Genomic DNA, 26,021 nt, shown 5'->3' on the forward strand with positions numbered 1-26,021 from the left:
TTAAAAAGATGCAGCCTTCAATTTTCAATATTCTTTTCATCATATTAAAGAAAGAAGCACTGCATCAAAATTCAAAACCTGATTTACAGATTAAAACCCAGCTTTACCTAATGCATAAGCCATGATATTATGCAAGAATCTCTCTTGTTGAGTGTCAATCACAGTACCTGCCACTGAGGTATCTCTGAAAGTCCCTTCATCCCAGAAGAAAATAGCTTTCCCTTGATTTCCAGCAACAAATATTTGAGGAGCAGCTCCATTAGCAGCCAAAAGCGTATATCCTGCAGGCAATTGAGCAGTCGTGACCGCACCATATGTTCCCTGACCTGTTATCAGAGTATTTGTTGTATTCCCAAATATTCCATTGTTGATCGCATTGATATTGGTTGTTGCAGTTGCCACACCAGCACCTACAGCACCTGTACCTCCGAATGCATTAAACAGACCGGTTCCAACACCAGAATCAAAAAGGATGATTGCAACTCCTCCTCCATCTACAAATCCTTTAATTTTAGCAGCATCAGCAGCCGTCATATTGGCGAATCCTGTACTTATAACATCATAGTTACTTAATAAGTTTGCCACTGTAAGCCCTGATAAAGTAGAGGTGATATTTGTAAAAGTAAACCCATTGAAATTACCTGTATATGTTCCGGCAGTTCCATAATTAGCAGCATTGCTCAGTTGCGAATTGTACGCAGCCTGTTCAGCACTTCCTATTGCATAGGTAGACCAATAGGCAAAACGAACTGTTTTTCGAACAGCTACAGAGTTTGAACAGCTTAAATTTAACTTAGCCCATGCTCCCGTTAAGGTTCCGGATGCGGAAGGGGTTCCGCTTAAGTTGTAAGTAATTACTTGTGATTGCCCTGCGTTAAGAGTAGCCGATGCAGGGGTTACAGAAGCAACAGTTACTCCGGTTACACCACTTAAAGTAAGGTCGCTGGCCTGAAAGCCAATCGTAGCCGTGGAAAAGGAGTTATTGGTAAGTGTTACAGAAAATGTGGCTCCAGATAATGCTACACCTCCTGTATAAATACCCTGAAAGCCGCTTTGAGTACAGTCCGCCGCTATAGTAGGAGTAGTAGAACAAGCATCACATAAACAGTTTGACCATGCTGTGCCGTTAAATACTTTTACACATTTCATACTGCTGTCATAAATAATTGTTCCTTCTGCTACATTTCCTCCCTGAGGGTTTATAATATTTCCGGTAGACGCATTGGTAGGCAATACCAAGCCCATATTATAGGTGGTTGGTTTATTAATATCTAATGCGCCTCTGGGTGCTGTTGTTCCGATTCCGACCTGGCTATTTGCTACTTGAAATAGCATCACGAATAAAATTAATAAATACTTGTTTTTCATAATATATATTTTAAACTAATTATATTTTTTGCGTTTTTTAAACTCGAATATTGTTATCTTAGAAATCCTTTACTTCCCTTTTCATGATTTTTAAATTTGATAGGAATTGTAAAGGCTTAAACAGTAAAAAACATAATGAAAGGTGGTGGCCTGGAATAATGAGCCAGCACTTCTTCTTTTACAAGAGAAGATGAATGGGCTGAAAATATGATGATAGCTTCCTTAGTAACAGAGTATGCAGGCACATATAAATCTTCATATACGATCTGAAATTTTTGGATAACAGGATTATTATTTAATACGGCAAATCCCAGATAACTTTCGGACAACACAAAGAATGTACGACTGTTTTCTGAGGAACTTATAAAAGAAGTAGCAATAGTTTTTTTCTCATCCTTATAAAGTTTTGCTTTTTGATCTTTTGGCTTTACATCAGCTTTTCTTTTTTCTGATCTGCAAGCAATCGTCTTTTCTTTATTAAATGTTGAATTTCCAAAATGTTCTACGCCATATATATTGACATCTTTTGCAATATAAATTTTAGCTTTGCCGGTATCGATTTTTGTTTCCCGAATACTTAGATCTTTAATTTCGCCGGAAAAGTCATGTGCTGTATAAAAAATAACACCATTCTGTATGCTTACTACCGGATTATTTTTATTAAAAGTTTGAGAGAATAAAAACACAGAGATGAACTGCAGAAAAAAGCCAATAGACATACCGCATCTACGGTATGCTATTGGAAACAAACTTTCTTTCATCAGAATGTTTTTCATCATATCATTAAATAATAGTCCTCTTTAGACTATTATTTAACCCATTGATTTACAAATCAATAACTTCGCAATGAAGAATTAACACCAATATAGGTCTTTTGTTGTGTTTTTTTAACGCATAAATAATAAATCAATAAAATAAAACACTTACAACAAACTAGAAAACAGGTTTTTAAATTATTGGGATTCTCAAAAAAAAGTTTATATTTGCATTGAAAAAGTAGTCTAAAGAGGACTACTTTTTTTGTTTTAACTTAGCCTGTAGTAATCGTTAAACTCGGCAGAATGACATTCCAATTTTTCTTATCTAAAAACAGCAATTCACAAAAAAACATCAACCTTAGAATTACTGATAACCAACAGAACAAAATATACAATTTCCTTACCCAGCTTACTATTTCTGAAGAAAACTGGGACAAAGAAAAACAACGCCCCAATAATATTTATTTGAAAAAAAATAAACTCCTTAACACAAAACTGGATTGTATAAAAAAGAAAATAACCGCATATATTGATCATCAAGAAACTGATTATAAAAAAGTTCTCCGACGCAAAATAGCATTTAAAATAAAAGAAATATGTACAGGAATGGAAGATCTACCACAGGAAAACACACTCCTTTATTACATGCAATGGTATATTGACAGCAAAAAGGATCTCATCTGCCACTCCACTTATAAAAGATATAAAGTTTTCTTTCGTCTCCTGGAACGTTTTGAAGGATTCTCATGTAAATTTATTTATATTGAAAATGTTGACTCTGATTTCATAAGTGATTTCATGATTTTTGGAAAGAAAGAAGAATATAGTGAAAATACAATCTACCGCACCATTCATTTTATCAAAACTATTTTAAATTTTGTAGAAAGAAAAGGCATAAGAACTCGTGTAAGAGAACTGGAGCTGCGCAGGGAAAAGCAAAAGAAAGAAGTGGTAACTCTTACAGAAAAGGAGATCATCAAAATACAGAAAACGAATGTTCCAAAAGAACTACAAGCTGCAAAAGACTGGCTGCTTATCAGCTGTTATACAGGCCAGCGCTTTTCAGATTTTATACGTTTCAATATGCGGCAAGTACAAATTATAGAAGGAAAGACCTGCCTTTCCTTTGCACAGCAGAAAACAAAAAAAGAAATTTTTCTGCCCCTACATCCTAAAGTACTACATATCATTGAAAAGAACGAAAATCACTTTCCTAAAATAATGGATATCCAACAATATAACAGATCCATTAAAGAAATTGCAAAACTAGCCCACCTGAATGAATCGTTAAGATCCAGAAAAAGAATCGGGTACAGAAGCAGAGAAGTACAATCAGAAAAATGGGAAACCCTCTCGAGTCACATAGGAAGAAGGAGCTTTGCTACTAACTTTTATGGAAAAATACCGACACCGCTTCTGATGGAAGCCACCGGACACAGTACCGAACAAATGTTTCTACGATATATTAATCCTGTAAATAAAGACCGTATTTTATCTCTGAGTAATTATTTTGACACCATTGATGAAGGGAGAATAGCTTTTCAATAGCAAGCAACACATTCTGTCATTCATATTAAAAAAAACCTCAAATGTATTTTACATTTGAGGCTCATATTATAATAATTAAATTACCATTATTTTTTAGCAGAAACTTCTTTCTTATTGTTTCTTAGAATCTTTTCAAGGATTCTTAAAGTGATCAGATAGGTTGGTTTTACTCCTGTAAGACCCAGCCCTCCTGAAGACAATGTACTTCCTGTTTCCAGCGGATTATCTGAAGCATAGTAAGCGTACATTACAAACAGATCCGGTGAAATGTGATGTCTGATCTTCGAGGCTACCTGAATGGCTTTCTGATAATGAGCTCCTTCCATTTCAAGACCAATCGCTTTCCATGAAGTGTTCATAAAGTAGGATAAGATATCTCTGTTTTGCAGTGAAGTTCCCAGAACAGTAATCATTGGACCTTCAAAAGCTTTCAATTCATCGTCTTCGAAATCTTCCAGCTTCAAGGCATTCTCAAATGGATAGTTATCTGCAGTTCCTTCAAAAATATGAGAAGTAGGAATCATAATATCTCCCTTTTCTCCTGTCAGAATTCCTGCTTTACCCATAATAGAGACAGATTTCACTTTCATCATATAGATTTCTCCCTTATGCTCAAAAGGTCTCAAAAGCTCGTCCATCACCTCAAAAGCCTGCTCTCCGAAAGCATAATCGAATACCATGATCACATCATCTCCTGTAAACTTACTGTCAGCAAATGGTGTGTTCTTTAGATCTGTTTTGCTGAGGTCAATGATCTGAACATCGATATTACTCCCACTTTTATCAGCAATATGGATCATCCCTTCATCCAAAGCATATTTTAATACTTTGTCACGAAGTTCTTTTTTATTGGAGATGTCTTCGTATAACTTATAGTCGATCTCATGATGCTGTTTCTTTTTAAGAGCGTTATTGGCATACAGCATATTTTTCACAGAGTGCATATTGGCAGAAATAATATGCAAAGGTCTCATATGAAGATTATTTTCAAATAAGACTTCTTTCACTTTATTCGCCCATTTTTCACCAAAATAATGGTGCCCTACTCTTTCCTTCAATATAGAACTGAAATGAATTTCTCTTTCTCTGCTGCTTTTGGCATCCTCAAGACTTACTTTTCCTAAGTTATAGATGATTTTGAATAAACGGTCAGGATTATGATCATCACCGAAAGTATTGTAAGCTCTTAACGTTTCATCAAAAGATCTTCCTATTAAAGAAGAAAGATGAATAAGTGCCACCTCCTTTTCTTTTCTGCTGAATTTCTTTTCACCCTTCACAACCTCTTCAATAATCTTAAAGGCGCGTGTCGGCTTCCAGTTTTCATCCTGGATAAATGCCAGGTTACGGATTTTATCAGCTTCTATAAACAGGAATGTAAGGTGGGTAAGAATGTCATAAATTTCGGAACGTCCCAAAAGAACTTCAATATTCATCTGGTGTTCGTCTATTCTATAACAGTTTCTTCTTCTTTTCTTTGGAACAATAGGTTCGAAACTTCCTTTATCAAACCCTTCATCTGATGTAAGATGAATAAAAGCGCATTCCTCAATTCCTTCCGGAAGTCTGTCTAAAACATACATCAACCCGTCAAGCTCCAATTTACTTGGAATATTCATGGTACCATAAATTTCTGGGTTGATTGTCTTCAGCAAGCTTCTGATGCTCTCTCCTGAAACTCCTCCTGGCTTGAAAAACCCTCTATAAAATAAGTGTCTCATAGAGATGTATAGTCTTTCAATAGCCTCCGTTGTTTCTCTTGCTCTAGAATTTGTCATAAAATAAATTTCACACAAATATACAAAATCTCCACTCAACTTATTTTAACTATCTTTTAATAAGTTGTTTAAAACCTAGGGATAAGCAGGTTTATTTTGGAGTATTCTGAATCATATTATTATTTTATCTGATGCTTATTGTCATATTATTTTAGCCTTTCTCCTATTCATTTTCTGTTTCTACATCCATCTTTTTATTTATTTCAGAAAAAAAATCAGGAATTAGTTTAAAATAATTGTAATTTTAATGCTATACAATTCTATTTCTATATCGGACTGTATCTTCTTTTTTGTACAGTTAAAGGTAATGTCCTTGGTTTTTCAAGCCTGCGAATGTCAACTTTTAACCATAAAAAACAAAACTACCCCATCAAAAAACACCCAAACACCTGTTTAAATTATATGAAATTTCAAAACACCCCTAAAATTTTTAGGGTTAAAATGTTTTGGATTCATTTTTTTTGTAAATTTGCCCTATCAAAAATCACCCAAACATGTCAACCTTAAGATTCAAAGCATTAGAAACTCTACCATTTAAGGACTTCAGAAAAGATAACTCTGTTGAGATTCCTGCAAAACTTTCAGAATTATTCTGTACAAATGTTTTCTCAGAAGAGACAATGAGAGAATATTTAACAAAGGAAGCATTCAGCTCTATTATGGATGCTGTAAAGAAAGGAACTAAAATCCAGAGACATATTGCTGATCAGGTAGCTGTAGCAATGAAAGACTGGGCAATGAGCAAAGGCGTAACACATTATACACACTGGTTTCAGCCTTTAACAGGAACGACTGCGGAAAAACATGATTCATTCTTCACACCTATTGAAGGAGGAAGAGCTATTGAAAGATTCAGTGGAAACTTATTGATCCAACAAGAACCTGATGCTTCATCATTCCCTAACGGAGGTATCAGAAATACTTTTGAAGCGAGAGGATATACTGCTTGGGATCCTACATCTCCTGCTTTCATCATGGGAACTACATTGTGTATCCCATCTATCTTTATTTCTTATACAGGAGAAACTTTAGATTACAAAGCACCTCTTTTAAGAGCTTTGAGCGCTGTAGACGAAGCTGCAACTAACGTAATGCAGTATTTTGACAAAAATGTTACAAAAGTAACCCCTACTTTAGGCTGGGAACAGGAATATTTCCTTGTAGATTCAGCTTTATACCAATCTCGTCCTGACCTTGTGTTAACAGGTAAGACATTACTTGGACACTCTCCTGCAAAAGGACAACAATTAGATGACCACTATTTCGGTTCTATTCCTACAAGAGTAATGAACTTCATGAAAGAGTTGGAAATTGAATGTATGAAATTGGGTATCCCTGCAACAACAAGACATAACGAGGTTGCTCCAAACCAATTTGAGCTTGCTCCAATGTTTGAAGAAGTAAACGTTGCTGTAGACCACAACTCTTTGTTGATGGACATCATGGCAAGAGTAGCTCACAAACACCATTTCCATATTTTGTTCCACGAAAAACCATTCGCAGGAGTAAACGGAAGCGGAAAGCACAATAACTGGTCTTTAGCTACTGATACAGGTGAAAACCTTCTAAGCCCAGGAAGAAACCCAAAGAAAAACTTACAGTTCTTAACGTTCTTTGTTAACACGATTAAAGCGGTTCACGAATACGCAGATCTTTTAAGAGCAAGTATTGCTTCTGCAAGTAATGACCACAGACTTGGTGCTAATGAAGCGCCGCCAGCAATTATTTCCGTATTTATCGGAAGTCAGCTGTTCAGCGTTTTAGAAGAACTTGAAAAAGTAACTAACGGGAAATTATCTCCTGAGGAGAAAACAGAATTAAAATTAAACGTAGTTGGAAAAATTCCTGAAATCTTGTTAGATAACACAGATAGAAACAGAACTTCTCCATTTGCATTTACAGGAAATAAATTTGAGATCAGAGCGGTAGGTTCTTCTGCAAACTGCGCAGAATCTATGACGGTAATGAATACCATAGCAGCAAAACAGCTTAATGATTTCAAGAAAGAAGTTGATGCTTTAATTGAAACCGGTCTTAAGAAAGACGAAGCGATCTTTAATGTATTAAGAGAATACATCAAGCAGTGTAAAAGCATTATGTTTGAAGGTGACGGATATTCTGATGACTGGGCAAAAGAAGCTAAGAAAAGAGGATTAAACAACCTTAAAACAACTCCGGAAGCATTAAAGCAAGAAATGGATAAGAAATTCTTAGATCTATATGAAGAGATGGGAATTTTCAACCACAGAGAAGTTGAGGCGAGAAACGAAATTAAATTAGAAAAATATTCTACCGTTATTGATATTGAAGCAAGAGTGTTAAGTGATATCGCAAGAAACCACATCATTCCTTCTGCCTTAAATTATCAGAACAGATTAATTGAAAACGTGAAAGGCCTTAAAGAGATCTTTGGTGATAAAGAATTCAAATCTTTAGCAAAAGAGCAGATGAGTTTAATTACAAGCATTTCTGAAAATGTTTCAAAAATTAAACTTGGTGTGGAAGATCTTATTAAAGCCAGAGAAGCGGCAAAAAGCATATCAAACAGCCAAAAGCAGGCAGAAGAATACTGCAGCAAAGTAAAACCACTATTTGATCCTATCAGAGATGCTTCTGATGCATTGGAAATGATGGTAGATGATGAGCTTTGGCCGATGACAAAATACAGAGAAATGTTGTTCACAAAATAACACCTGTAAAGTTCATATTAGTTTAAATTCCTCGGTTTTCCGGGGAATTTTTTTGTTTTATTAACACCTTTGAAAATGAGGGCTTTAAATTACAAACCCTTATATATAGAAGAAAATCGATTTAGTTTGTTAAAGAATCTTAATAAAAAAAACCGCACACTTACCAAAAATAGGCCGTTGCGGTTTATTTTTCTTTAACATATGTAAATTATATGTTAAAATGTGTTAAAATAAGATCCTGACAATTATCATATCAGGGGTCTTTTGCTCGGAATCTCTACTTTTGTATTGCTTTTGAAAATAAATATTCCTTTTTAACACGGATAATCAAATATATATGAAGAAAAGAGTTTTGTTTTATTTAGTTGCTCTAGTTACTACAGTTTCATTGCAATCGTGTGCTACAAATTATGTGGTTTCACAACCAGCAACTTACACAAAAGAATACAAAACAGATGCCAAACTAGCCTCTATAGATAACAAAAGAATGGAGCAGGATAAGCAGAAACTTATCGACTCTTTCCTGGCTGAAAAGGCTGCATCTATCGCTAGTGCTAAAAAAGCAGTTAAGAATTCTGAGATTGCAAAAGCAATCAAACATAATAAAACCATTGACGGTATCCTTGAAGAAGCTGAAACATACCTTGGAACTCCTTACAGATATGGAGGAACTACAAGAAACGGTATAGATTGTTCAGCTTTTGTTCTTTCTGTATTCGGAGCTGCAGCAGGGCTTAGCTTACCTAGAGTAGCAGCATCTCAGGCTCAGGAAGGAGAGAGAATTGAAAAAGGAGAACTACAGAAAGGAGATTTGATTTTCTTTTCTCATGGAAGAAGAATTTCTCACGTAGGTATTGTAGAAAGTGTTACTGAAGAGGGTGAGATCAAGTTTATCCACGCAGCAACATCAAAAGGAGTAATGATTTCTTCACTGAATGATTCTTATTGGGGACCTAAGTTCAGATTCGCTAAAAGAGTAATCAACGAAGAAGGAGAAAACTACAACAACTTAGCAGCAACTACTCCCGCTACACCAGCAAATTTTTAATTTTATAAATAATTGATTTAAATAATGAAGCCATCAGAATTCTGATGGCTTTTTTATGTATATTATTTGTAGTAAGTTTCAGCAAGAACCAATTGAATCAATGTTTATATTTTTACAGTAATCAATACCCTATTACGGACATTAGCTGTTCTTATCAATTTCAATATCCAATTTATACAACAGTCCATATATTTCAGAAAGAGAAAACATGGCCTTTTTAAGCCTGTTTAAAGCCGGATCTATTGAATAGTTGACCGAAGTCCTGAAATCTGCTTTTTCAAGGTTTGCAGCATCGAAAACAGCGCCTGACAGGTCGCAGTTGCTAAAGACAGCATTAGACGCATCACACTCGGTGAAATCTACCTCAATTAACCTGGAATTTTTGAAAACCGTTTTCTTAATGGATGTCTGATAGAAAACAGAATTATTCAAAGCACATCCATCAAATGTAAAAGACAGCCCGAATGCATTACAATCACTGAACTGAAGCCCAAACATTTTACAACCTTTAAAAATCACATCATGAAAAGCCGTTTTCACAAGCTTGGTCATGCTGAGGTTACATTCTATAAATTCACAGTCTGTAAAGCTGAATCCGGAAAGATTTGCATATTCAAAATTACAGTTTCGGAAAGTACAGTTTTCGTACTCTCCTTTTTCCAATTGAGAAAAGTCAGTATTTTCAAAATCCTGATCAAGGAAATAAGATTCTTTCATATGGTATGATTTATTGATGGCGGTATACTCCACCCTCAGGCAGATTGGTCAACAAGAATAAACTTTAGCTTTTGCAGCTGTCTTTTTGATCTAAAAGACCATTACACTAAGCTGTTTTTATCTGAATAATTAAGTTTAAAGAAAATAAAAGTCATCATAGAGAAGGCCAATAAAGAACTTCCTCCATAACTGAAGTACGGAAGAGGAATCCCAACTGTAGGGAAAAGCCCCATAACCATCCCTAAATTGATCGAAAAGTGCATCAGCAGAATCGAGGCAAAACAATATCCGAAGACCCGGTTAAAAGTAGACTTCTGCCTTTCTGCCAGATAGTATATTCTTCCGATAAAGACCATATAACACAAGATAAGAATTGCACTTCCTAAAAAGCCCCATTCTTCTCCTACTGTACAAAAGATATAATCGGTTTCCTGCTCTGGTACAAATTTCCCTTGGGTAACTGACCCTTCACGATATCCTTTCCCCCAAAGCCCACCGGATCCGATAGCTGTTTTGGAATATAATAAGTTGTATCCTGAAGTATCTCTAAATGCCTTTTCACCTTTATAAAGAACATCAATTCTTTCTCTCTGGTGTTTAGGAAGTTTTTCTAAAATATAAGGAGAGGCAAAAGCCAGCCCGCACAGTAAAAGAATGGATCCTGAAATTCCTGAAATAGAAATGACATCCCAGGACATTCTATGATAATTCATCGCTATCAGAATTCCGGCAATCACCAGAACAGCCACAGCAACATAAACAGGAGGAACAGCCAACGAAATCAGAAAAACTCCGGCAAAAAGAAATCCTACTCCAAACAAAAGACCGCTCAGCCCTTCTCTATATAAAGCAATGAAAAATGCAATAAACACAAGCATGGAACCTACATCCGGAATAGCAAGAACAACCGCCGCCGGAACACCAATAATGGCTAAAGTAGTCCATAGAGACTTTCTGTTTTTAAGATTAAAATCAGGTCCGGAAACATAGTTGGCAAGCATCAGCGCTGTTCCTATCTTCGCAAATTCTACGGGCTGCATGGTAAAACTTCCAAATTTATACCAGTTCTTCTGTCCCAGGATTTCTTTTCCAAAGGGAAAAAGTCCGATAAGTAATAAGACTCCACCAATGTAAATAATCCCGGCCATATTTTCAAAGAACTTACTTCTGCTGAAAAATATGATCAGTCCCACAAATAGTGAAATACAGAAAAAGACCAATTGTTTCTCCCCAAGTTTTTGGTCAACACTATAAATATTTGCAATGGCAAAAATGCAAAGCAGGAAGTACAGCCCAAGGCCCAGTTTATCTATTCCTTCAGTCCATTTCATTGCTTGACAGTTTTTTTAGCAGTGTTATTCTTTTTATTCTCCTCTTCTATTTTCTTTTGCAGCTTGGCTTTTTGTTGTTTAACAAGATCCAGACTGTCCTTTATTCTTTTTTGCTTAATTGAATCCGGTTTAGGATCAACATACAACCCTTTACGTTTAAGGTCAATAACCCATTGTCTCTTATATTCCGGCATAAAGCTGGAAGTAATCATCTTTTTATAAAGATTCTCACGTTTCAGATCACCTGTAATATATTTTTCTGCAATTACTGTACAAGCCGGGCCAGCCCATGTAGCACCAAATCCGGCATGCTCCATAACTGCAACCACCACAATTTTAGGCTTATCAGCAGGAGCAATCAGTACAAAGATAGAATTATCTTTTCCCTGCGGAACCTGCGCTGTTCCTGTTTTGGCTAATTGTGTAAAGTCATTGGATTTCAATCCTCTTGCAGTTCCTCTTAAAACCACAGCTTCCATCCCTTTTAAAACGGGTTCAAAATGCCTTGGATCAACTAATGTTTTATGTTTAACCTTAAATCTTGGATCAGGGTTTGGCTTTCCATCAATTGCTTTAACGATATGAGGGGTATAATACCATCCTTTGTTAGCAATAGCACCTACATAATTTGCCAACTGAATAGGGGTTACCAAAACATCTCCCTGCCCCATTCCATTATAAATAGCACCTGTTGACATCTCATCCCAATTCTTAAAATCAGTTCTTTTGGAACCGCTTGCTTTCATGATGGCTTTAAACCTTTTCTCGTAAAAATCTCCGGAAGGAATTCGTCCCTTTGCCCCCACGGCAAAATCATTATTTAAAAACTCACCAACTCCAAAGCTGCTCATGATTTTTTTCCATTCATCAACACCTTTTGAAGGATTTCCCGGATATTTTTTGATGATTGCAATAAATGCATAGGTAAAAAAACAGTTACTGGAAACCTGAATTGAAGGAATCAGCGGATCTGCTCCACCATGGCCTTTAATTCTTTTTCCTTTATAGAAAAATCCACCTCCACAAGGGAAAATTGTCTTTTCATCCATTACTCCCATCTGCATAGCAGCCAGTGCAGTCAACAATTTGAATGTTGATCCCGGAGGATATCCCGCCTGTAAAGAACGATCAAAAGTGGGTTTATTTTCGTAAAGAGTATCTCTTGAAAGAGCATATAAATTTTTTGATTTATTAGGTCCTGTAAAGAGATTCGGATCAATATCCGGTCCGGTAGCAGCAACCAGTACTTCCCCGTTATTAGGATCTAGAGCTACAATTGCACCGTGTTTGTTTACAAGCATTTCTTCAGCTGTTCTCTGAAGATCATAATCAATAGTCAAGGTAATATCTTTACCTGTAATAACGTCTTTATCTAATGTTCCGTTTTTATAAGATCCTATATTACGGAGCCTGATATCTTTTTGGATATATTTAATTCCTTTTACCCCACGCAGTTCTATTTCATAAGATTTCTCCACTCCTGTTTTTCCGATAAAGTCTCCAGGTAAATAGTAAATAGAATCTTTTTTGATCTCTCTCTCATTTACTTCACTGGTATATCCCAGAAGGTTTCCTGATGTGGACACTTCATATTGACGCTGTGGACGCTGTACAATTGTAAAAGCAGGATATTTAAAAATAATTTCCTGAACTCTTGCAATATCTTCCCTGCTGAGGTCCTTCAAAAAAGTCATCGGAGTCAGTTTGGAATAATATTTTTCCTTTTTGATAACAGCAATTCTTTTGATGAAATCAGCCTTGGTAATTTTCATCAGGCTGCAGAAACCCAGAGTATCAAAATCCGGCTTCATCAACGCCTGCGTAAAAGAGACTTCATAAGCAGGCTGGTTTCCTACCATGATTTTACCATTTCTGTCAAAAATAACTCCACGCTGTGGAATGACATATTCGGTTTTAATAGAAGTATTTGCTGCATTTAATGCATAACGGTCTGTAAACAACTGTAAATACGCAAGCCTCGCCACAAAAATAAGGGCGATGACAACGAGGATGGAAAAAATTTTAAAATAACGTGTGTTCAAACTTTTTGTTTGATTTTAAATATTAGTGCGTAAATGACTATAAATATAAATGAAATTACACTAGTCACCAACACATTAAACAATATTTCGAAAAATCTGCTAAACTTAAAGAATTCTATATACTGCACTAAAAGCTGGTGCAGGAAAATACTAGAAAATAAAAACAGTAAAAACTGTGCCCACTGAAGGGACTGAAAAGAGAAAAAGTCCGTAGACGTATCAGTAGAAGTCCTGAAGATCAACGTTCTGAAATAAGCAATCAGCGTTGTCGCAAATGCATTGATCCCCCATGAATAAAGAAAACCGTCAATAGACAGTCCTATTAAAAAGCTTAATGCCAGGAACTGAAATTTATTTCTGAAAAAAGGATAGAACATGACAAATACAGGATATAATACCGGAGTATATTTCCCGAAAAGCATAATCCTGTTCAATACAAATATCTGTAATGCCACAAGAAAAATAATGATCAATATATCAGTAAATAAAGTCCTGCTAATCATTTTCTTTTTTTATTACAGCCTGCATAGTGTCCTGAATCTTCTGCACTTCTGCTTTCTTAAGATTCTTCACTACATACACTTTGTTCAACGCTCCCATTTTTTCACTCAGCTCCACGGAGATATCCCAAAAGCCGGTTTTATTGTCTACAGAATATCCCGCAATGGTACCTATCGTCACTCCTTTAGGGAAGATTGCAGATTTACCGTCTGTAACGACAGTATCTCCCACTTTCAATGCAACATATTTTGGAATATCCGCAAGGTGCATCACCCTGGAGTTATCACCATTCCATGTTAAAGTACCGAAATATCCTGAGTTTTTGAGTGCTGCATTAATTCTGATCTTGTTTACACTTAAGACCGATTGAACTAATGCATAACTGTCTGTAGAATTGATTACAATTCCCGCAATACCTCTTGGCGCCATCACTCCCATCTGAGGAAAGACACCGTCTCTTCGGCCACGGTTGATTGTAAAATAGTTATTTCTCCTGTTGATACTGTTAAAAACAATTTCTCCATCAACAAAAGTATAAATCTGCCCACCACCAATGGTATCATGAACTCTTTTGAAAACAGGATTCTTTGATCCGTCTTTTCCGTAGAGTTCAGTCATAAGGGCTTTATTCTGAACCACAAGATCTTCGTTGATCTGTTTTAGTTTCAGATAAGAAACTCCTTCATCAATATATCCGGAAACCCAGGAATTAAACGCAGCAGTTTGCCCCGCTATCCAGGATTTCTGCATGGCATTTCTGGAGAATATCAAAACCAGAGCAATAATTTGCAGAAATATAAAGAAGACGAAAAGAGTATTCTTCGAAAATAATCTCAGCAAAAATCCCATTCAGATATAAAGTCGTAAAAAGTTAAAATTATTTAATTAAGAAATTGAACTTATCCATATTCTTAAGGGCAATACCTGTTCCGCGAACTACAGCTCTCAACGGATCTTCCGCAACAAATACAGGAAGACCTGTCTTTTTGTGGATTCTGTCCGCAAGACCTCTTAGCAACGCTCCTCCTCCGGCAAGATAAATACCTGTTTTGTAAATATCAGCTGCCAGTTCCGGTGGCGTAAGAGAAAGAGTTTCCATTACAGCATCTTCAATTCTGATGATCGATTTGTCTAATGCACGGGCAATCTCTTTATATCCAACCATAATTTCTTTAGGCTTACCTGTAATAAGGTCTCTACCTTGTACCGGGATATCTTCGATGTCTACATCAAGATCTTCTACTGCAGAACCTACTTCAATTTTGATTCTTTCAGCTGTTCTTTCCCCGATATAAAGGTTATGGTGAGTTCTCAGATAATAAGCAATGTCATTGGTAAATACATCCCCTGCAATCTTCACAGATTTATCACATACGATACCTCCTAAAGCTACTACAGCAATTTCCGTAGTACCTCCACCTATATCGATGATCATGTTTCCTTCAGGCTTCTGTACATCAATCCCTACTCCAATTGCAGCTGCCATTGGCTCATAGATCAATCTTACTTCTTTTGCGTTTACTTTCTGAGCAGAGTCTCTTACCGCTCTTTTTTCAACTTCAGTGATACCAGAAGGGATGCAGATTACAATTCGTAATGCTGGCTGTATGAATTTACCTTTGATTCCTGGAATTTTTTTGATAAATTCCTTAATCATGTGTTCAGAAGCGTGGAAATCGGCAATAACCCCATCCTTCAAAGGACGGATTGTCTTGATATCCTCGTGAGTTTTACCCTGCATATGCTTGGCCTGCTCTCCGACGGCAATCGGCTTACCCGATGAACGTTCAATTGCAACAATTGAAGGTTGATCTATAACAATTTTATTATTATGGATGATTAGGGTATTAGCAGTTCCAAGGTCTATCGCAATTTCTTGCGTAAACATATCAAATAAACTCATATTTTTCTTCTGATTTTAAGTTTACAAAGATATAAATTAAACACTACTAAAGAAATTTCCCACCAACTTAATTTGGTTAAAATTTTATTAAAATTTATAATTCTTTATTAACTTTCAGTTTAGATAATTACAGACTTTGAGTTAAACTAAAATTAATGGGTTGTTAAAAGGGTGAAAAAGCGAAATAGATACAGTGCAAAAAGGCAGATAAAGAGGAGAAAAATGGACTTCTAAGCAACTCTGCTTTACATTTATAAGATTTATTGATTTTTCTGAAAAAATAATTAGCAAAATAATCAATGTAGAATTTAGCAAACCTCCATCTAGAAGTAAATTCATATTTTTCAACAATCCAGCCTTTCATTTTTTATCATCTTATAGTTTTTTACGATAATTATCATATACACTATCTGAGAGTGATTAATTAAAAAAAGCGTAAATTTGCGACTGCTTATGTTACAGTATTCCAACATTCATCGAACGTCAAATTTCGCCGTGCTTTCTATAAGCTACGAGAAAGCCGACGTAGAAACGAGAGGAAAGTTTGCATTCTTTGATGAAAACATCAAAAACTTTGTTTCCAGGGTCCACCAGGAAGATCTTGGGGATGCATTTGTGGTTTCCACCTGTAACAGGACCGAAATTTATACCACTTCTCCCAATTACCTTTTAGTGGCTGAAGAGTATTGCAAAACCATTGGAGTACATCTTACGGATTTCCTTCAGTTTGCCAATATTCTCACCAAGGAGGAAGCACTGATCCATCTTTTCAGAGTTGCTGCCGGACTTGAAAGTCAGATTATCGGAGATTTTGAAATTATCGGACAGATCAAAAAAGCATACAGCCGTTTCAAAAAAGAGAGACAAAATTCTAATCCTTATCTTGAAAGAGCCATCAATGCTGCTATTCAGATCTCGAAAAGAATAAAAAATGAAACCGGTATTTCCAATGGGGCCGCCTCTGTTTCCTATGCAGCAGTTCATTATATTTTAAACAGTCAGAAAAGAATTGCTGAAAAGAACATCCTTCTTTTAGGAGTAGGTGAAATTGGGCAGAATACTGTTGAAAATCTGGTAAAGCATGTCTTCCAGCCGAAAATTAAAATTGCAAACAGAACTCAGGAGAAAGCTGAAAAGATTTCCCAGAAATATAATATTCCTCACGTTGATTATTCTGATTTTGACCAGGAATTAAAAAACACTGATATTCTTATTGTGGCAACAGGAGCCAAACATCCTATTGTCAACCAGTCTCATTTCCCGAACGGAAAAGAAACACTGATCATTGATCTTTCTATTCCTCATAACGTTGAAAAGAATGTTACCGAAAATAAAAACGTAACATTGATTGATGTGGATGAGCTTTCAAAACAGATCCAGGAAACGATTCAACAGCGTGAAAGAGAAATCCCAAAAGCTGAAAAAATCATCAAGGAACTGATGAAAGACTTTATTGAATGGGAAAAAAAGAGAAAGCTGGCACCAAATATCCATCATTTCAAAGCCGTTTTAAAGAACATGGAACGCAATGAAATGCATAATTTTTATAAAAAGAATAAATACATAAACATCACGGACATGGAACTTTCTGACAAAATGATACAGAAAATCACCAACCGTTTTGCAAAATACATCATCGATAATCCTTTGAAAGCCGAAGAAATTAGTAAATTAATGCACGAAATATTAGTTGAACAACCAAACAACGAATTCAATGAAAAGCATTAGAATCGGAACAAGAAATTCCGCACTTGCACTTTGGCAGGCTAGAGAGGTTGCAAGGCACCTTCAGAACAACAATTATTTAACGGAGATTGTTCCTATCATTTCTTCTGGTGATAAGAATCTCAATCAACCTTTATATTCTTTAGGAATCACCGGGGTTTTCACAAGAGACCTTGATATTGCCTTATTGAATGACGAAATTGATATTGCCGTACATTCTTTAAAAGATGTTCCTACTCAATTGCCTCAAAATATTGAGATGATCGCTTATCTGGAAAGAGACTATCCACAGGACATTCTGATCAGAAAAGAATCTGCAAGGAATAAAGAATTTCATGAGCTTAAACTGGCAACCAGTAGTTTGAGAAGAAGAGCTTTCTGGCTGAGAAATTATCCGAATACTGATTTTTCGGATATCCGTGGAAACATTCAAACCAGACTTCAAAAACTGGAAGACGGAAATTTTGATGCAACTATTCTATCATTGGCCGGAATCAAAAGAATGAAAATGGAAATTGATTACGAGATGATTCCATTCATGATTCCTGCTCCATCACAAGGGGTAATTTCCGTAGCGGGACATACTGACAAACCGGAGATCAACGAGATTCTACGTGAAATCAACCACAATCCTACCCAAATCTGTGTAGAGATTGAAAGAAACTTCTTAAGTACTTTGGAAGGCGGCTGTACTGCTCCTATCGGAGCTTTTGCCGAAATCATCGGAGATCAGATCCGCTTCAAAGCAGCTCTTTGCTCTTTGGATGGGAAAAACTGCATTTCTGTAGACGAAAACTTTGTGTATACTCCAACAGAAAATTTTGGAGAAAAGTTTGCAAAAATCGTTCTTGAAAACGGAGGAAAAGAATTAATGGCAGAAATCAAAAGCCAGATCTAACCTATCAGATTGTCAATTTCTTTCACTGCCCTTTTCATCTTCTTAATTGTACAGACATGAAAATCTTATTTACCAAAAATATAGACCAGACAATACTATCCAAAGAATTAGGAGAGGATACTTTGGCTGACTGTGTTGAGGTAATTAAGACCAAGCCTATTATGATCAGTCCTTTTGATCTGAAAAATTACTCTTTGATTTTCACCAGTGCCAATGGAGTCATTTCATTTTTTAAAAACAGGTTTAAACCTAATGAGGATTTTACAGCGAAAAATTACAACAAGATCTATTGTGTTGGTGAAAAAACGAAGAGGGAGCTAAGAAAACATGGCTTCGGAACATTTAAGGTTTTGAAAAATGCTGAAACGCTTTCAAGGTTCATCATTGGAAAATGCCAGCATGAACAGTTTCTTCATTTCTGCGGCAACCTTGCTATAAATGTCCTGGATCAAGAGCTTCCTTTACAAAACATTAAGTACAAAAAAGTTACGATATACAATACTGAGGAAACTCATCCTTTAATAAATGAAAAATATCATGCTGCAGTATTTTTTAGTCCGAGCGGAGTTCGTAGTTTTGCAAGGCGAAATTCTCTGGAAGGCATGACCCTTTTTTCAATTGGCGAAACCACTTCCAGTGAGCTAAGAAATTATACGCAGGAAGAAATTTTCACTTCTGAAGAAAATACTCTGACTTCGATCTTTGAACTGATAAGAAGAGAAATCAGAAGTAGAATTTAGAATATCCGTTACCGAAATATTGCCGGTAATATTAGTTTAAATAGATTATGATAAAAAACGACCTATATTTAAAAGCACTTCGCGGAGAAACCGTTGAAAGACCTCCTGTCTGGATGATGAGGCAGGCTGGAAGATATCTGCCGGAATTCATTGCTTTGAGAGATCAATATGATTTCTTTACAAGATGTCAGACCCCTGAACTTGCGGCTGAGATTACATTACAGCCTATCCGCAGATTTCCTTTGGATGCAGCGATTCTGTTTTCTGATATCCTGGTAGTTCCACAGGCAATGGGTATTGATTTCAAAATGAAAGAATCCGTAGGGCCATGGTTAGATACTCCTATCAGAACAATGGAACAGGTTCAGAATATTGAAACTCCGGATGTAAATGATACTTTAGGCTACGTTTTTGATGCTATTGAACTTACTCTTCTGAAACTGGACAATGATGTTCCATTGATCGGTTTTGCAGGTTCTCCATGGACAATCCTTTGTTATTGTGTAGAAGGAAAAGGAAGTAAAGCGTTTGATATTGCAAAGTCTTTCTGTTTCCAACAGCCTGAGGCGGCTCATTTATTATTACAGAAAATTACAGATACTACGATTGCTTATCTAAAGAGAAAAGTAGAAAAAGGAGTTTCTGCTGTACAGATTTTTGATTCATGGGGAGGAATGCTTTCTCCTACGGATTATCAGGAATTCTCATGGCAGTACATCAACCAGATTGTTGAGGCTTTAAGCCCGCTTACCCATGTGGTTGTATTTGGAAAAGGATGTTGGTTCGCATTGGAAGATATGACGATGTCTAAAGCTTCCGCTCTTGGTGTAGACTGGACTATTAAGCCGGAATTCGCAAGAACACTTACCAATCATACGATGACTTTACAGGGTAACTTTGATCCTGCAAGACTTCATTCTACTCCTGAGACCATCAAGAAAATGGTGAATGAAATGATCAACCGCTTTGGAAAAGACAGATATATTGCGAATCTAGGTCACGGAATTTTACCTAATGTTCCTGTAGAAAATGCTGAAGCATTCATCAGAGCAGTCGTTGACTGGAAACCGAATTTATAAGATTATTTCTTTTAAAAATATAAAAAAGCCCTTATAGGAAATTCTATAAGGGCTTTTTGCAATTAATCGTTTATTATTTTATTCTTAAGTCTATTCCTTTATTATCTTCTTCCTTATCACTTCTTTATCATTATTTGTAATTGTTATGATATAAGCCCCTTTGGGAATATCTGATAAATCATATGAATCTGATGCTTTATCAAAAGTTTTTACAAGCTTCCCGGACATATCTACAATACTGACTTTTTCTATTTTATTTCGGGAATCCAGTTTAATATGAATATTATCTTTTACCGGATTGGGGTACATCTCTATATTAGCTGAATGTGAAACTTCTGATGTCGCCAAAGCAGCTCCGTTTGTAATAGTCAAATTATCTACCACCACACCGAACGAATAGTCTCCGAGGTCATCATATACAAACCTTAGCTTAAAAGCTGCATTCACATAGGGTGTTAAATCTATATTTGCCGCCGAAGCATAAGACGTTACCACATATGATAAGGTATTAAAATCAATATCCCAAACGCCTGCATCACCCGAAAAGGTGAAAACCTGAACCCAGGAGGTCCCATTGAACACTTCAACTTTTAAAGTAGAGTCAAGATCATAAATTTTATTGGCATAATTAAATGAAAGCTTAGGATTTACGAACCCGGTAAGATTGATCACTGGAGAAACCAACCTGGCATTTGAATTTAATCCGGTTGGACCTGCATCATCATCATCAAAAAAAGCTGCCCCGTCGGGAAAGCTGGCAAAACCACTTTGTGCACCCACACTCCAATTAAAAGCTGTATCCGGATTTTCTACCGTCCATCCGGTTGGCAAACCATTACCATTGAAGTTTTCGGAAAAGACCTGGGCATCACATATTCCATAAATGGATAAAAAGAGGATAAATAATTTTTTCATAATAAAATATTTGATGTTTGTATAAAATTAGTAAATAATTTATTATAAAACATAATTAAATATGAAAATCAATATATTATAAAAACTAACATAAAAAAAATTATTCTTTCATATATTAGTTATATCTTTAAATCTAATCTCCAAATTACATCAAATGAAAAAATTAAACAAAGACAAGATGAAAAGCATTATGGCAGGTGGAGAAATCTGCCTTGAATGTGCTATCGGATATTATCAGGTCATTATTGATGGTCGATGTTATTGTATTCCATGGGAGTAATAAAAAAAGCAGCTCAACGGCTGCTTTTTATTTTATATGATAAAGAATTAATTAGCTCAACATTCGTTGTGCCTTCTTCACTCCTTCTACCAGAATATCAATTTCCTCGAAAGTATTATAAACAGCAAAACTTGCTCTTACCGTTCCTGCAATATTAAAGAAGTTCATGATAGGCTGTGTACAGTGGTGTCCCGTTCTTACAGCAATTCCCATTTTATCAAGGATCATTCCTACATCAGAAGCAATCCCCACTCCTTCAAGATTAAAGGACACAACCCCGGTTCTCTTTGCCTTTTCACCATAGATTTTAATTCCTTCTATTTCCAACAGCTGTCTTTGTGCATATTCCAATAAAGCATTTTCATGATTTTGAATATTGGTATGTCCTACTTTGTTCATAAAATCAACAGCAGCTCCTAAAGCAATATTTCCTCCTACATTGGGTGTTCCCGCTTCATATTTAAACGGAAGACCTGCATAAGTAGTTCCTTCAAAAGAACATGTTGCAATCATTTCTCCTCCTCCATGAAATGGTGGTAAGGCTTCTAATATTTCACGTTTTCCATATAGGATACCTGTTCCCATTGGAGCATACATTTTATGACCAGAGAACACAAAGAAATCACAATCCAGCTTCTGCACGTCTATATTGAAATGCGGAGCAGACTGAGCACCATCGATTACAACATACGCATCAGTATTCTTTCTTGTTTTTTCGATAATTTCCTCAATAGGATTTACAATTCCCAGTGCATTAGAAACCTGGTTTACAGAAACAACCTTTGTCTTTTCATTTAAAAACTGATCAAAGTGATCCATCTGAAGAATTCCGTTTTCATCAATAGGAATCACACGAAGTTTTGCTCCGGTTCTTTCACAAAGCATCTGCCACGGAACAATATTAGAATGATGCTCCAGATATGAAATAATGATTTCATCATCTTTCTGCAGTTTCTGTGTTAAAATATAAGCGATGAGGTTCAACCCTTCTGTTGTTCCTTTTGTAAAAATTACTTCAAAATCATGTTCAGCATTGATGAATTTCTGGATCTTCCTTCTTGAAAGCTCCATTTCTTCTGTTGCCAGCTGGCTTAAAGTATGAATCCCTCTGTGAACATTGGCATTAAGTTCTGTATAATATGCGTGACAGACTTCTAAAACTGAATTTGGCTTTTGAGATGTAGCTGCATTATCCAAGTAAACCAATGGTTTACCATTCACTTCCCTGTCCAATATAGAAAATTGGCTTCTTATTTCCTGAATGTCAAACATTTATTTATTTTTTAAATTAAGATGTTCTTATTTAGAACACTTCAAATTTACGGCTTTTTTTCCGAAAGGAAGCATAGGGCTAACCGCTGATCGTTATCAGTTGATAGAAATATTCGATGGCGTATAGTAAAAAAAGCAGATAAGACTATTTAGTAAAAAGGAATCTTCTTATTGGGCTTTTAGTACTGCACAAAAAAACCCGTCAAAAAATGACGGGTTTTATATTGTTTAAATAAGCAATTCTTATTCTGCTGCAGTTTCTTCTGCTGGAGCTGCTCCTTCTTCAGTTGCAACTTCTTCTTCATCCTCATCATCTTCCATTGCTGCACCACCTTTCATTGCATTTCTAGACATCTTAACAGCAACTACTACTGCATTGTCCGGGTGCATGAAAGAATATCCTTCTGCTTTGATACCACCGATGTAAAGTTTGTTACCAATTCTTAATGGAGTAACATCTACAACGATCTCATCTGGCAAGTTAGCAGGAATAGCTTTTACTTTTAGCTTTCTGAAAGACTGACGTAAAACACCACCAGCTACAACACCTTTTGAACGTCCAGTAATTCTTACAGGAACCTCCATAACTACTGGCTTATCGTCAGATAATTGGAAGAAGTCTACGTGAAGAATTTTGTCAGTAATTGGGTGAAACTGAATATCTTGAAGAACAGCTGGAATTGTTTTTCCGTCAACTTCAATAGATACCGTGTGTGCTTCAGGAGTGTATACTAATCCTTTAAAAGCTCTCTCTTCAGCAGAGAAGTTTAAAGGTGCTTCACCTCCATAAACAACACAAGGAACTAATTCAGCATCACGTAAAGCTTTTGTAGACTTTTTGCCCACGTTTTCTCTTTTTGTACCTTGAATTGTAATAGATTTCATTTATAAAAATTTAAAAAATTATTCTGATTTAATTTGTAATTTGCTTAAAACCAATTAAATAACAAACTTGCTGCTAATTGATTTGTGCTCATGAACCATAGTCATAACATCAGCAAATAACGGGGCGCAAGATAGCACTTTTATTTTAGATGACAAATTATTTTTAACAGGAATTGAGTCAGTTACAATAACTTCCAATAGTTGTGAGTTCTCAATATTATCGTAAGCTTTACCTGAAAGCACTCCGTGAGTTGCCATAGCTCTTACTGTTTTCGCTCCTTTTTCAATCAAGATATCTGCTGCTTTGCAAAGTGTTCCAGCAGTATCAATCATATCATCAATAAGGATTACGTTTTTACCTGTCACATCCCCAATAAGGAACATTTCTTCTACAACATTTGCTTTTTTTCTTTCCTTATAAGCAATTACTACTTCAGCACCTAAGTGGCCTGCATAGTTTTTAGCTCTTTTTGCACCTCCCATATCCGGAGAAGCAATGGTAAGATTATCAAGATTTAAAGATCTGATATAATCTACGAAAATACTGGAAGCATACAAATGATCTACCGGAATTTCGAAGAACCCTTGAATCTGATCTGCGTGAAGGTCCATTGTCATCACTCTTGTTGCTCCTGCTGCTGTAAGAAGGTTAGCAACCAGCTTAGCACCGATCGGCGCTCTTGGTTTGTCTTTTCTGTCCTGTCTGGCAAGTCCGAAGTAAGGAATTACAACGGTAATGCTCTTTGCAGAAGCTCTTTTTGCTGCATCAATCATTAGAAGAAGTTCTAAAAGATTGTCTGCAGGAGGGAATGTAGATCCGATTAGGAAAACTCTTCCTCCTCTTACAGATTCGTCCAAAACAGGTTCAAATTCCCCGTCGCTGAACTCCTGAAAGTTGATTTTCCCTAATTCTTTCCCATAATTCTGGGCAATTTTCTCTGCCAAGTCCCTGCTGGTTCTTGTACAAAATAGATAACTTAACTGATCGGCCATTTTTACTTTTTAAAAGATTTTGCAAATTTAAAAAAAAACCACAAGAATTACTCCTGTGGTTTCTAAGTTTTTATTTTATCAATTATTAAGGGAACTTAACTCCTGAATATTTGTTCGGATCTACCTGTGGAAGTGTAGATTTATATTTAGTATTGATAGACTTAATAAATTCATTAGCAACAATACCATATCCTCTACCAGTAAGGTGAACTCCATCAAGTGAGAAAGATCCTCCTGTAACGAATGCTGCAGTATATTTCACCCCATCCCAAACAATTCCTGATTTAGAATTCAATTCCAACATTTTAGCATCCATATCTACAAAAGCAAGACCTTTATCAGCTGCTGCTTTTTTAATAGCGGCATTATAACCAGCAGTTGCGGTAAGTACTTTTGCCGTTTCAGTTTCAGTAAGCACCAGTTTATCTTCTAAAGGAACCGAAGTACCTCCTCCAGCCTGTGGGGTAAGAACTTTACTTGCCGGCAAAAGAATTAAATCTTTAGCTGTAGTTTGTCTGTATTTCGGAAGCCCTGGAACTGTTGACAAATCTTTGTCTGCAATTACAGCGCCATTTACAGCTGCCCCAGCAGTGAATTTAATTAACCTTCTCTGATATTCCGCATCGTTGATTGCTCCCAATGTTTTAGCCTGAAGTAATCCTGCATTATATTGAGCATATCCTGTATTAAGCTGAGTTACCTGAGCATCTGTCAATCCTGTAAGAGGCATAGCAGGAACTCTTGTAAAGTAAGGAACATTGGTAACGGTTGGAATGTTAGCAATAACTCCTTTTCTTTTTGTACCGGCAGGAAATAATTTATCGACTAAATAAGCATAGGTATTACTGAATCCTACTCCTATTGCTCCATCTACAGGAGTAATCGGAACATTTGGATCAGCTCCCCCTGAGGTGGCATACAATAACACATCATTATTTCCTATCCATAAAGAAATAAAAGTAGGATCCTGCTTCAACGCATCTTCTAATACAGAAGTTGATGTGGATGATGCAAATCTTACGAAATATGGGTTAGCAGTAGCTGGATTAGCAACTAATCCGGCCGGATTTCCGTATCCCGGTGCCAATAAATGAGCTACTCTTGCCCCTGGAACCCCCATATTCTGGTAAGGACCTCCTGAAGAAATATTGTCAAGTGCACCTCCAGGAGCTGTTGGACCTGGAGTTAAAGCACCATTTACAACACTTAGCACATACTTACCTGCAAAATCTCCTGTTGTTGGGTTAAATAAATTAGTAAACCCTCCGGTATCATTAGGCATCAACGGTTGTTTAAAGTCTCCTCCACCTGCAAGTTTCATCTGTGCAGCAATCATACTTGGATAAGATTCATTTTGGCCACTGCTATAAAGAGCACCATCACGATATCCTGAAGTAAGAGAGTTTCCTAAAGAAATATATTTTGTAAAGTCTGCGTCACCTTTTGTTACCTGGATATCTTTCACATCCGTATCGAAATCCGTATTACAGCTTGTTACTGTAAAAAGAAGTGCAGAAACTGCAATTGTCGATATTATAATTTTTTTCATA

General features: G+C 36.2%; 22 protein-coding genes. 8 read left to right on the plus strand and 14 right to left on the minus strand.

Annotation, left to right across the window (positions count from 1 at the left end; translation table 11 throughout):
* Nucleotides 1–90: 90 nt before the first annotated feature.
* A complete protein-coding gene (locus tag AC57AW_RS05455; protein ID WP_496351106.1) occupies nt 91–1,368 on the minus strand; it encodes a hypothetical protein in 1,278 nt (425 codons plus the stop codon).
* Between the two features lie 116 nt (nt 1,369–1,484).
* Complete coding sequence (locus AC57AW_RS05460) at nt 1,485–2,129, minus strand: hypothetical protein (RefSeq protein WP_496351107.1); 645 nt, start codon at nt 2,127–2,129, stop codon at nt 1,485–1,487.
* Between the two features lie 300 nt (nt 2,130–2,429).
* Here AC57AW_RS05460 and AC57AW_RS05465 point away from each other — a divergent pair, with 300 nt between their 5' ends.
* Nucleotides 2,430–3,674, plus strand: coding sequence for a phage integrase SAM-like domain-containing protein (locus AC57AW_RS05465; RefSeq protein ID WP_496351108.1), 1,245 nt, complete (start codon nt 2,430–2,432; stop codon nt 3,672–3,674).
* An 86-nt stretch (nt 3,675–3,760) separates the two neighbouring features.
* On the opposite strand, the gene AC57AW_RS05470 is transcribed toward AC57AW_RS05465, so the two are convergent.
* Nucleotides 3,761–5,452, minus strand: a complete 1,692-nt coding sequence (locus AC57AW_RS05470) for a DUF6909 family protein (protein WP_318847464.1) — start codon at nt 5,450–5,452, stop codon at nt 3,761–3,763.
* A gap of 494 nt (nt 5,453–5,946) precedes the next feature.
* On the opposite strand from AC57AW_RS05470, the gene AC57AW_RS05475 reads away from it, so the two are divergent.
* Both AC57AW_RS05475 and AC57AW_RS05480 read left to right on the plus strand, forming a co-directional pair.
* Nucleotides 5,947–8,142, plus strand: coding sequence for a glutamine synthetase III family protein (locus AC57AW_RS05475; protein ID WP_318847465.1), 2,196 nt, complete (start codon nt 5,947–5,949; stop codon nt 8,140–8,142).
* Nucleotides 8,143–8,479: 337 nt separating this feature from the next.
* Entirely contained in the window at nt 8,480–9,190 is a 711-nt protein-coding gene (locus tag AC57AW_RS05480) for a C40 family peptidase (protein ID WP_318847466.1), read from the plus strand.
* Nucleotides 9,191–9,331: 141 nt separating this feature from the next.
* Here AC57AW_RS05480 and AC57AW_RS05485 read toward each other — a convergent pair whose 3' ends face one another.
* The 6 genes from AC57AW_RS05485 to AC57AW_RS05510 form a co-directional block, all read right to left on the minus strand.
* Nucleotides 9,332–9,907: a pentapeptide repeat-containing protein gene (locus tag AC57AW_RS05485; protein ID WP_496351109.1), complete on the minus strand. Its 576-nt coding sequence runs from the start codon at nt 9,905–9,907 to the stop codon at nt 9,332–9,334.
* Nucleotides 9,908–10,008: 101 nt separating this feature from the next.
* A complete protein-coding gene (gene rodA, locus AC57AW_RS05490) occupies nt 10,009–11,238 on the minus strand; it encodes a rod shape-determining protein RodA (RefSeq protein WP_496351110.1) in 1,230 nt (409 codons plus the stop codon).
* Nucleotides 11,235–13,280, minus strand: coding sequence for a penicillin-binding transpeptidase domain-containing protein (locus AC57AW_RS05495; RefSeq protein ID WP_318847469.1), 2,046 nt, complete (start codon nt 13,278–13,280; stop codon nt 11,235–11,237). The genes rodA and AC57AW_RS05495 overlap by 4 nt, the downstream gene beginning before the upstream one ends.
* Complete coding sequence (locus AC57AW_RS05500; protein WP_318847470.1) at nt 13,277–13,783, minus strand: rod shape-determining protein MreD; 507 nt, start codon at nt 13,781–13,783, stop codon at nt 13,277–13,279. The genes AC57AW_RS05495 and AC57AW_RS05500 overlap by 4 nt, the downstream gene beginning before the upstream one ends.
* Nucleotides 13,776–14,630, minus strand: coding sequence for a rod shape-determining protein MreC (mreC, locus tag AC57AW_RS05505; protein ID WP_047376236.1), 855 nt, complete (start codon nt 14,628–14,630; stop codon nt 13,776–13,778). The genes AC57AW_RS05500 and mreC overlap by 8 nt, the downstream gene beginning before the upstream one ends.
* 28 nt (nt 14,631–14,658) lie before the next feature.
* Nucleotides 14,659–15,684 carry a rod shape-determining protein gene (locus AC57AW_RS05510; protein WP_002982450.1) on the minus strand — a complete coding sequence of 342 codons (1,026 nt, stop codon included), beginning with the start codon at nt 15,682–15,684 and terminating at the stop codon, nt 14,659–14,661.
* 453 nt (nt 15,685–16,137) lie between these two features.
* On the opposite strand from AC57AW_RS05510, the gene hemA reads away from it, so the two are divergent.
* The 4 genes from hemA to hemE are packed head-to-tail and all read left to right on the plus strand — an operon-like array spanning nt 16,138 to nt 20,126.
* Entirely contained in the window at nt 16,138–17,412 is a 1,275-nt protein-coding gene (gene hemA, locus AC57AW_RS05515) for a glutamyl-tRNA reductase (protein WP_318847471.1), read from the plus strand.
* On the plus strand, nt 17,399–18,307 hold the full coding sequence (hemC, locus tag AC57AW_RS05520) for a hydroxymethylbilane synthase (RefSeq protein ID WP_496351111.1): 909 nt from the start codon (nt 17,399–17,401) through the stop codon (nt 18,305–18,307). Before hemA ends, hemC begins: the two co-directional genes overlap by 14 nt.
* Before the next feature lie 56 nt (nt 18,308–18,363).
* Nucleotides 18,364–19,047 carry a uroporphyrinogen-III synthase gene (locus AC57AW_RS05525; RefSeq protein WP_496351112.1) on the plus strand — a complete coding sequence of 228 codons (684 nt, stop codon included), beginning with the start codon at nt 18,364–18,366 and terminating at the stop codon, nt 19,045–19,047.
* 47 nt (nt 19,048–19,094) lie between these two features.
* Complete coding sequence (gene hemE / locus AC57AW_RS05530; protein ID WP_318847474.1) at nt 19,095–20,126, plus strand: uroporphyrinogen decarboxylase; 1,032 nt, start codon at nt 19,095–19,097, stop codon at nt 20,124–20,126.
* 90 nt (nt 20,127–20,216) lie between these two features.
* Here the strand turns inward: hemE and AC57AW_RS05535 are convergent, their stop codons facing one another.
* Nucleotides 20,217–21,041 (minus strand): T9SS type A sorting domain-containing protein, encoded by an 825-nt coding sequence (locus AC57AW_RS05535; RefSeq protein ID WP_318847475.1) that lies wholly within the window; start codon nt 21,039–21,041, stop codon nt 20,217–20,219.
* Between the two features lie 154 nt (nt 21,042–21,195).
* Here AC57AW_RS05535 and AC57AW_RS05540 point away from each other — a divergent pair, with 154 nt between their 5' ends.
* Entirely contained in the window at nt 21,196–21,321 is a 126-nt protein-coding gene (locus AC57AW_RS05540; protein WP_318847476.1) for a GNAT family acetyltransferase, read from the plus strand.
* A gap of 51 nt (nt 21,322–21,372) precedes the next feature.
* Here AC57AW_RS05540 and AC57AW_RS05545 read toward each other — a convergent pair whose 3' ends face one another.
* The 4 genes from AC57AW_RS05545 to AC57AW_RS05560 all read right to left on the minus strand — a co-directional run bounded on the left by AC57AW_RS05545 (nt 21,373) and on the right by AC57AW_RS05560 (nt 26,020).
* Entirely contained in the window at nt 21,373–22,593 is a 1,221-nt protein-coding gene (locus tag AC57AW_RS05545; protein ID WP_496351113.1) for an aminotransferase class V-fold PLP-dependent enzyme, read from the minus strand.
* A 243-nt stretch (nt 22,594–22,836) separates the two neighbouring features.
* Nucleotides 22,837–23,478 carry a 50S ribosomal protein L25/general stress protein Ctc gene (locus AC57AW_RS05550; protein WP_318847478.1) on the minus strand — a complete coding sequence of 214 codons (642 nt, stop codon included), beginning with the start codon at nt 23,476–23,478 and terminating at the stop codon, nt 22,837–22,839.
* A gap of 54 nt (nt 23,479–23,532) precedes the next feature.
* On the minus strand, nt 23,533–24,471 hold the full coding sequence (locus tag AC57AW_RS05555; protein ID WP_318847479.1) for a ribose-phosphate pyrophosphokinase: 939 nt from the start codon (nt 24,469–24,471) through the stop codon (nt 23,533–23,535).
* 85 nt (nt 24,472–24,556) lie between these two features.
* On the minus strand, nt 24,557–26,020 hold the full coding sequence (locus tag AC57AW_RS05560) for an SGNH/GDSL hydrolase family protein (protein WP_496351114.1): 1,464 nt from the start codon (nt 26,018–26,020) through the stop codon (nt 24,557–24,559).
* Between the last annotated feature and the right edge of the window lies 1 nt (nt 26,021).

The organism is Chryseobacterium sp. BGA-UO-ETr-SB22 (genome assembly GCF_059567885.1).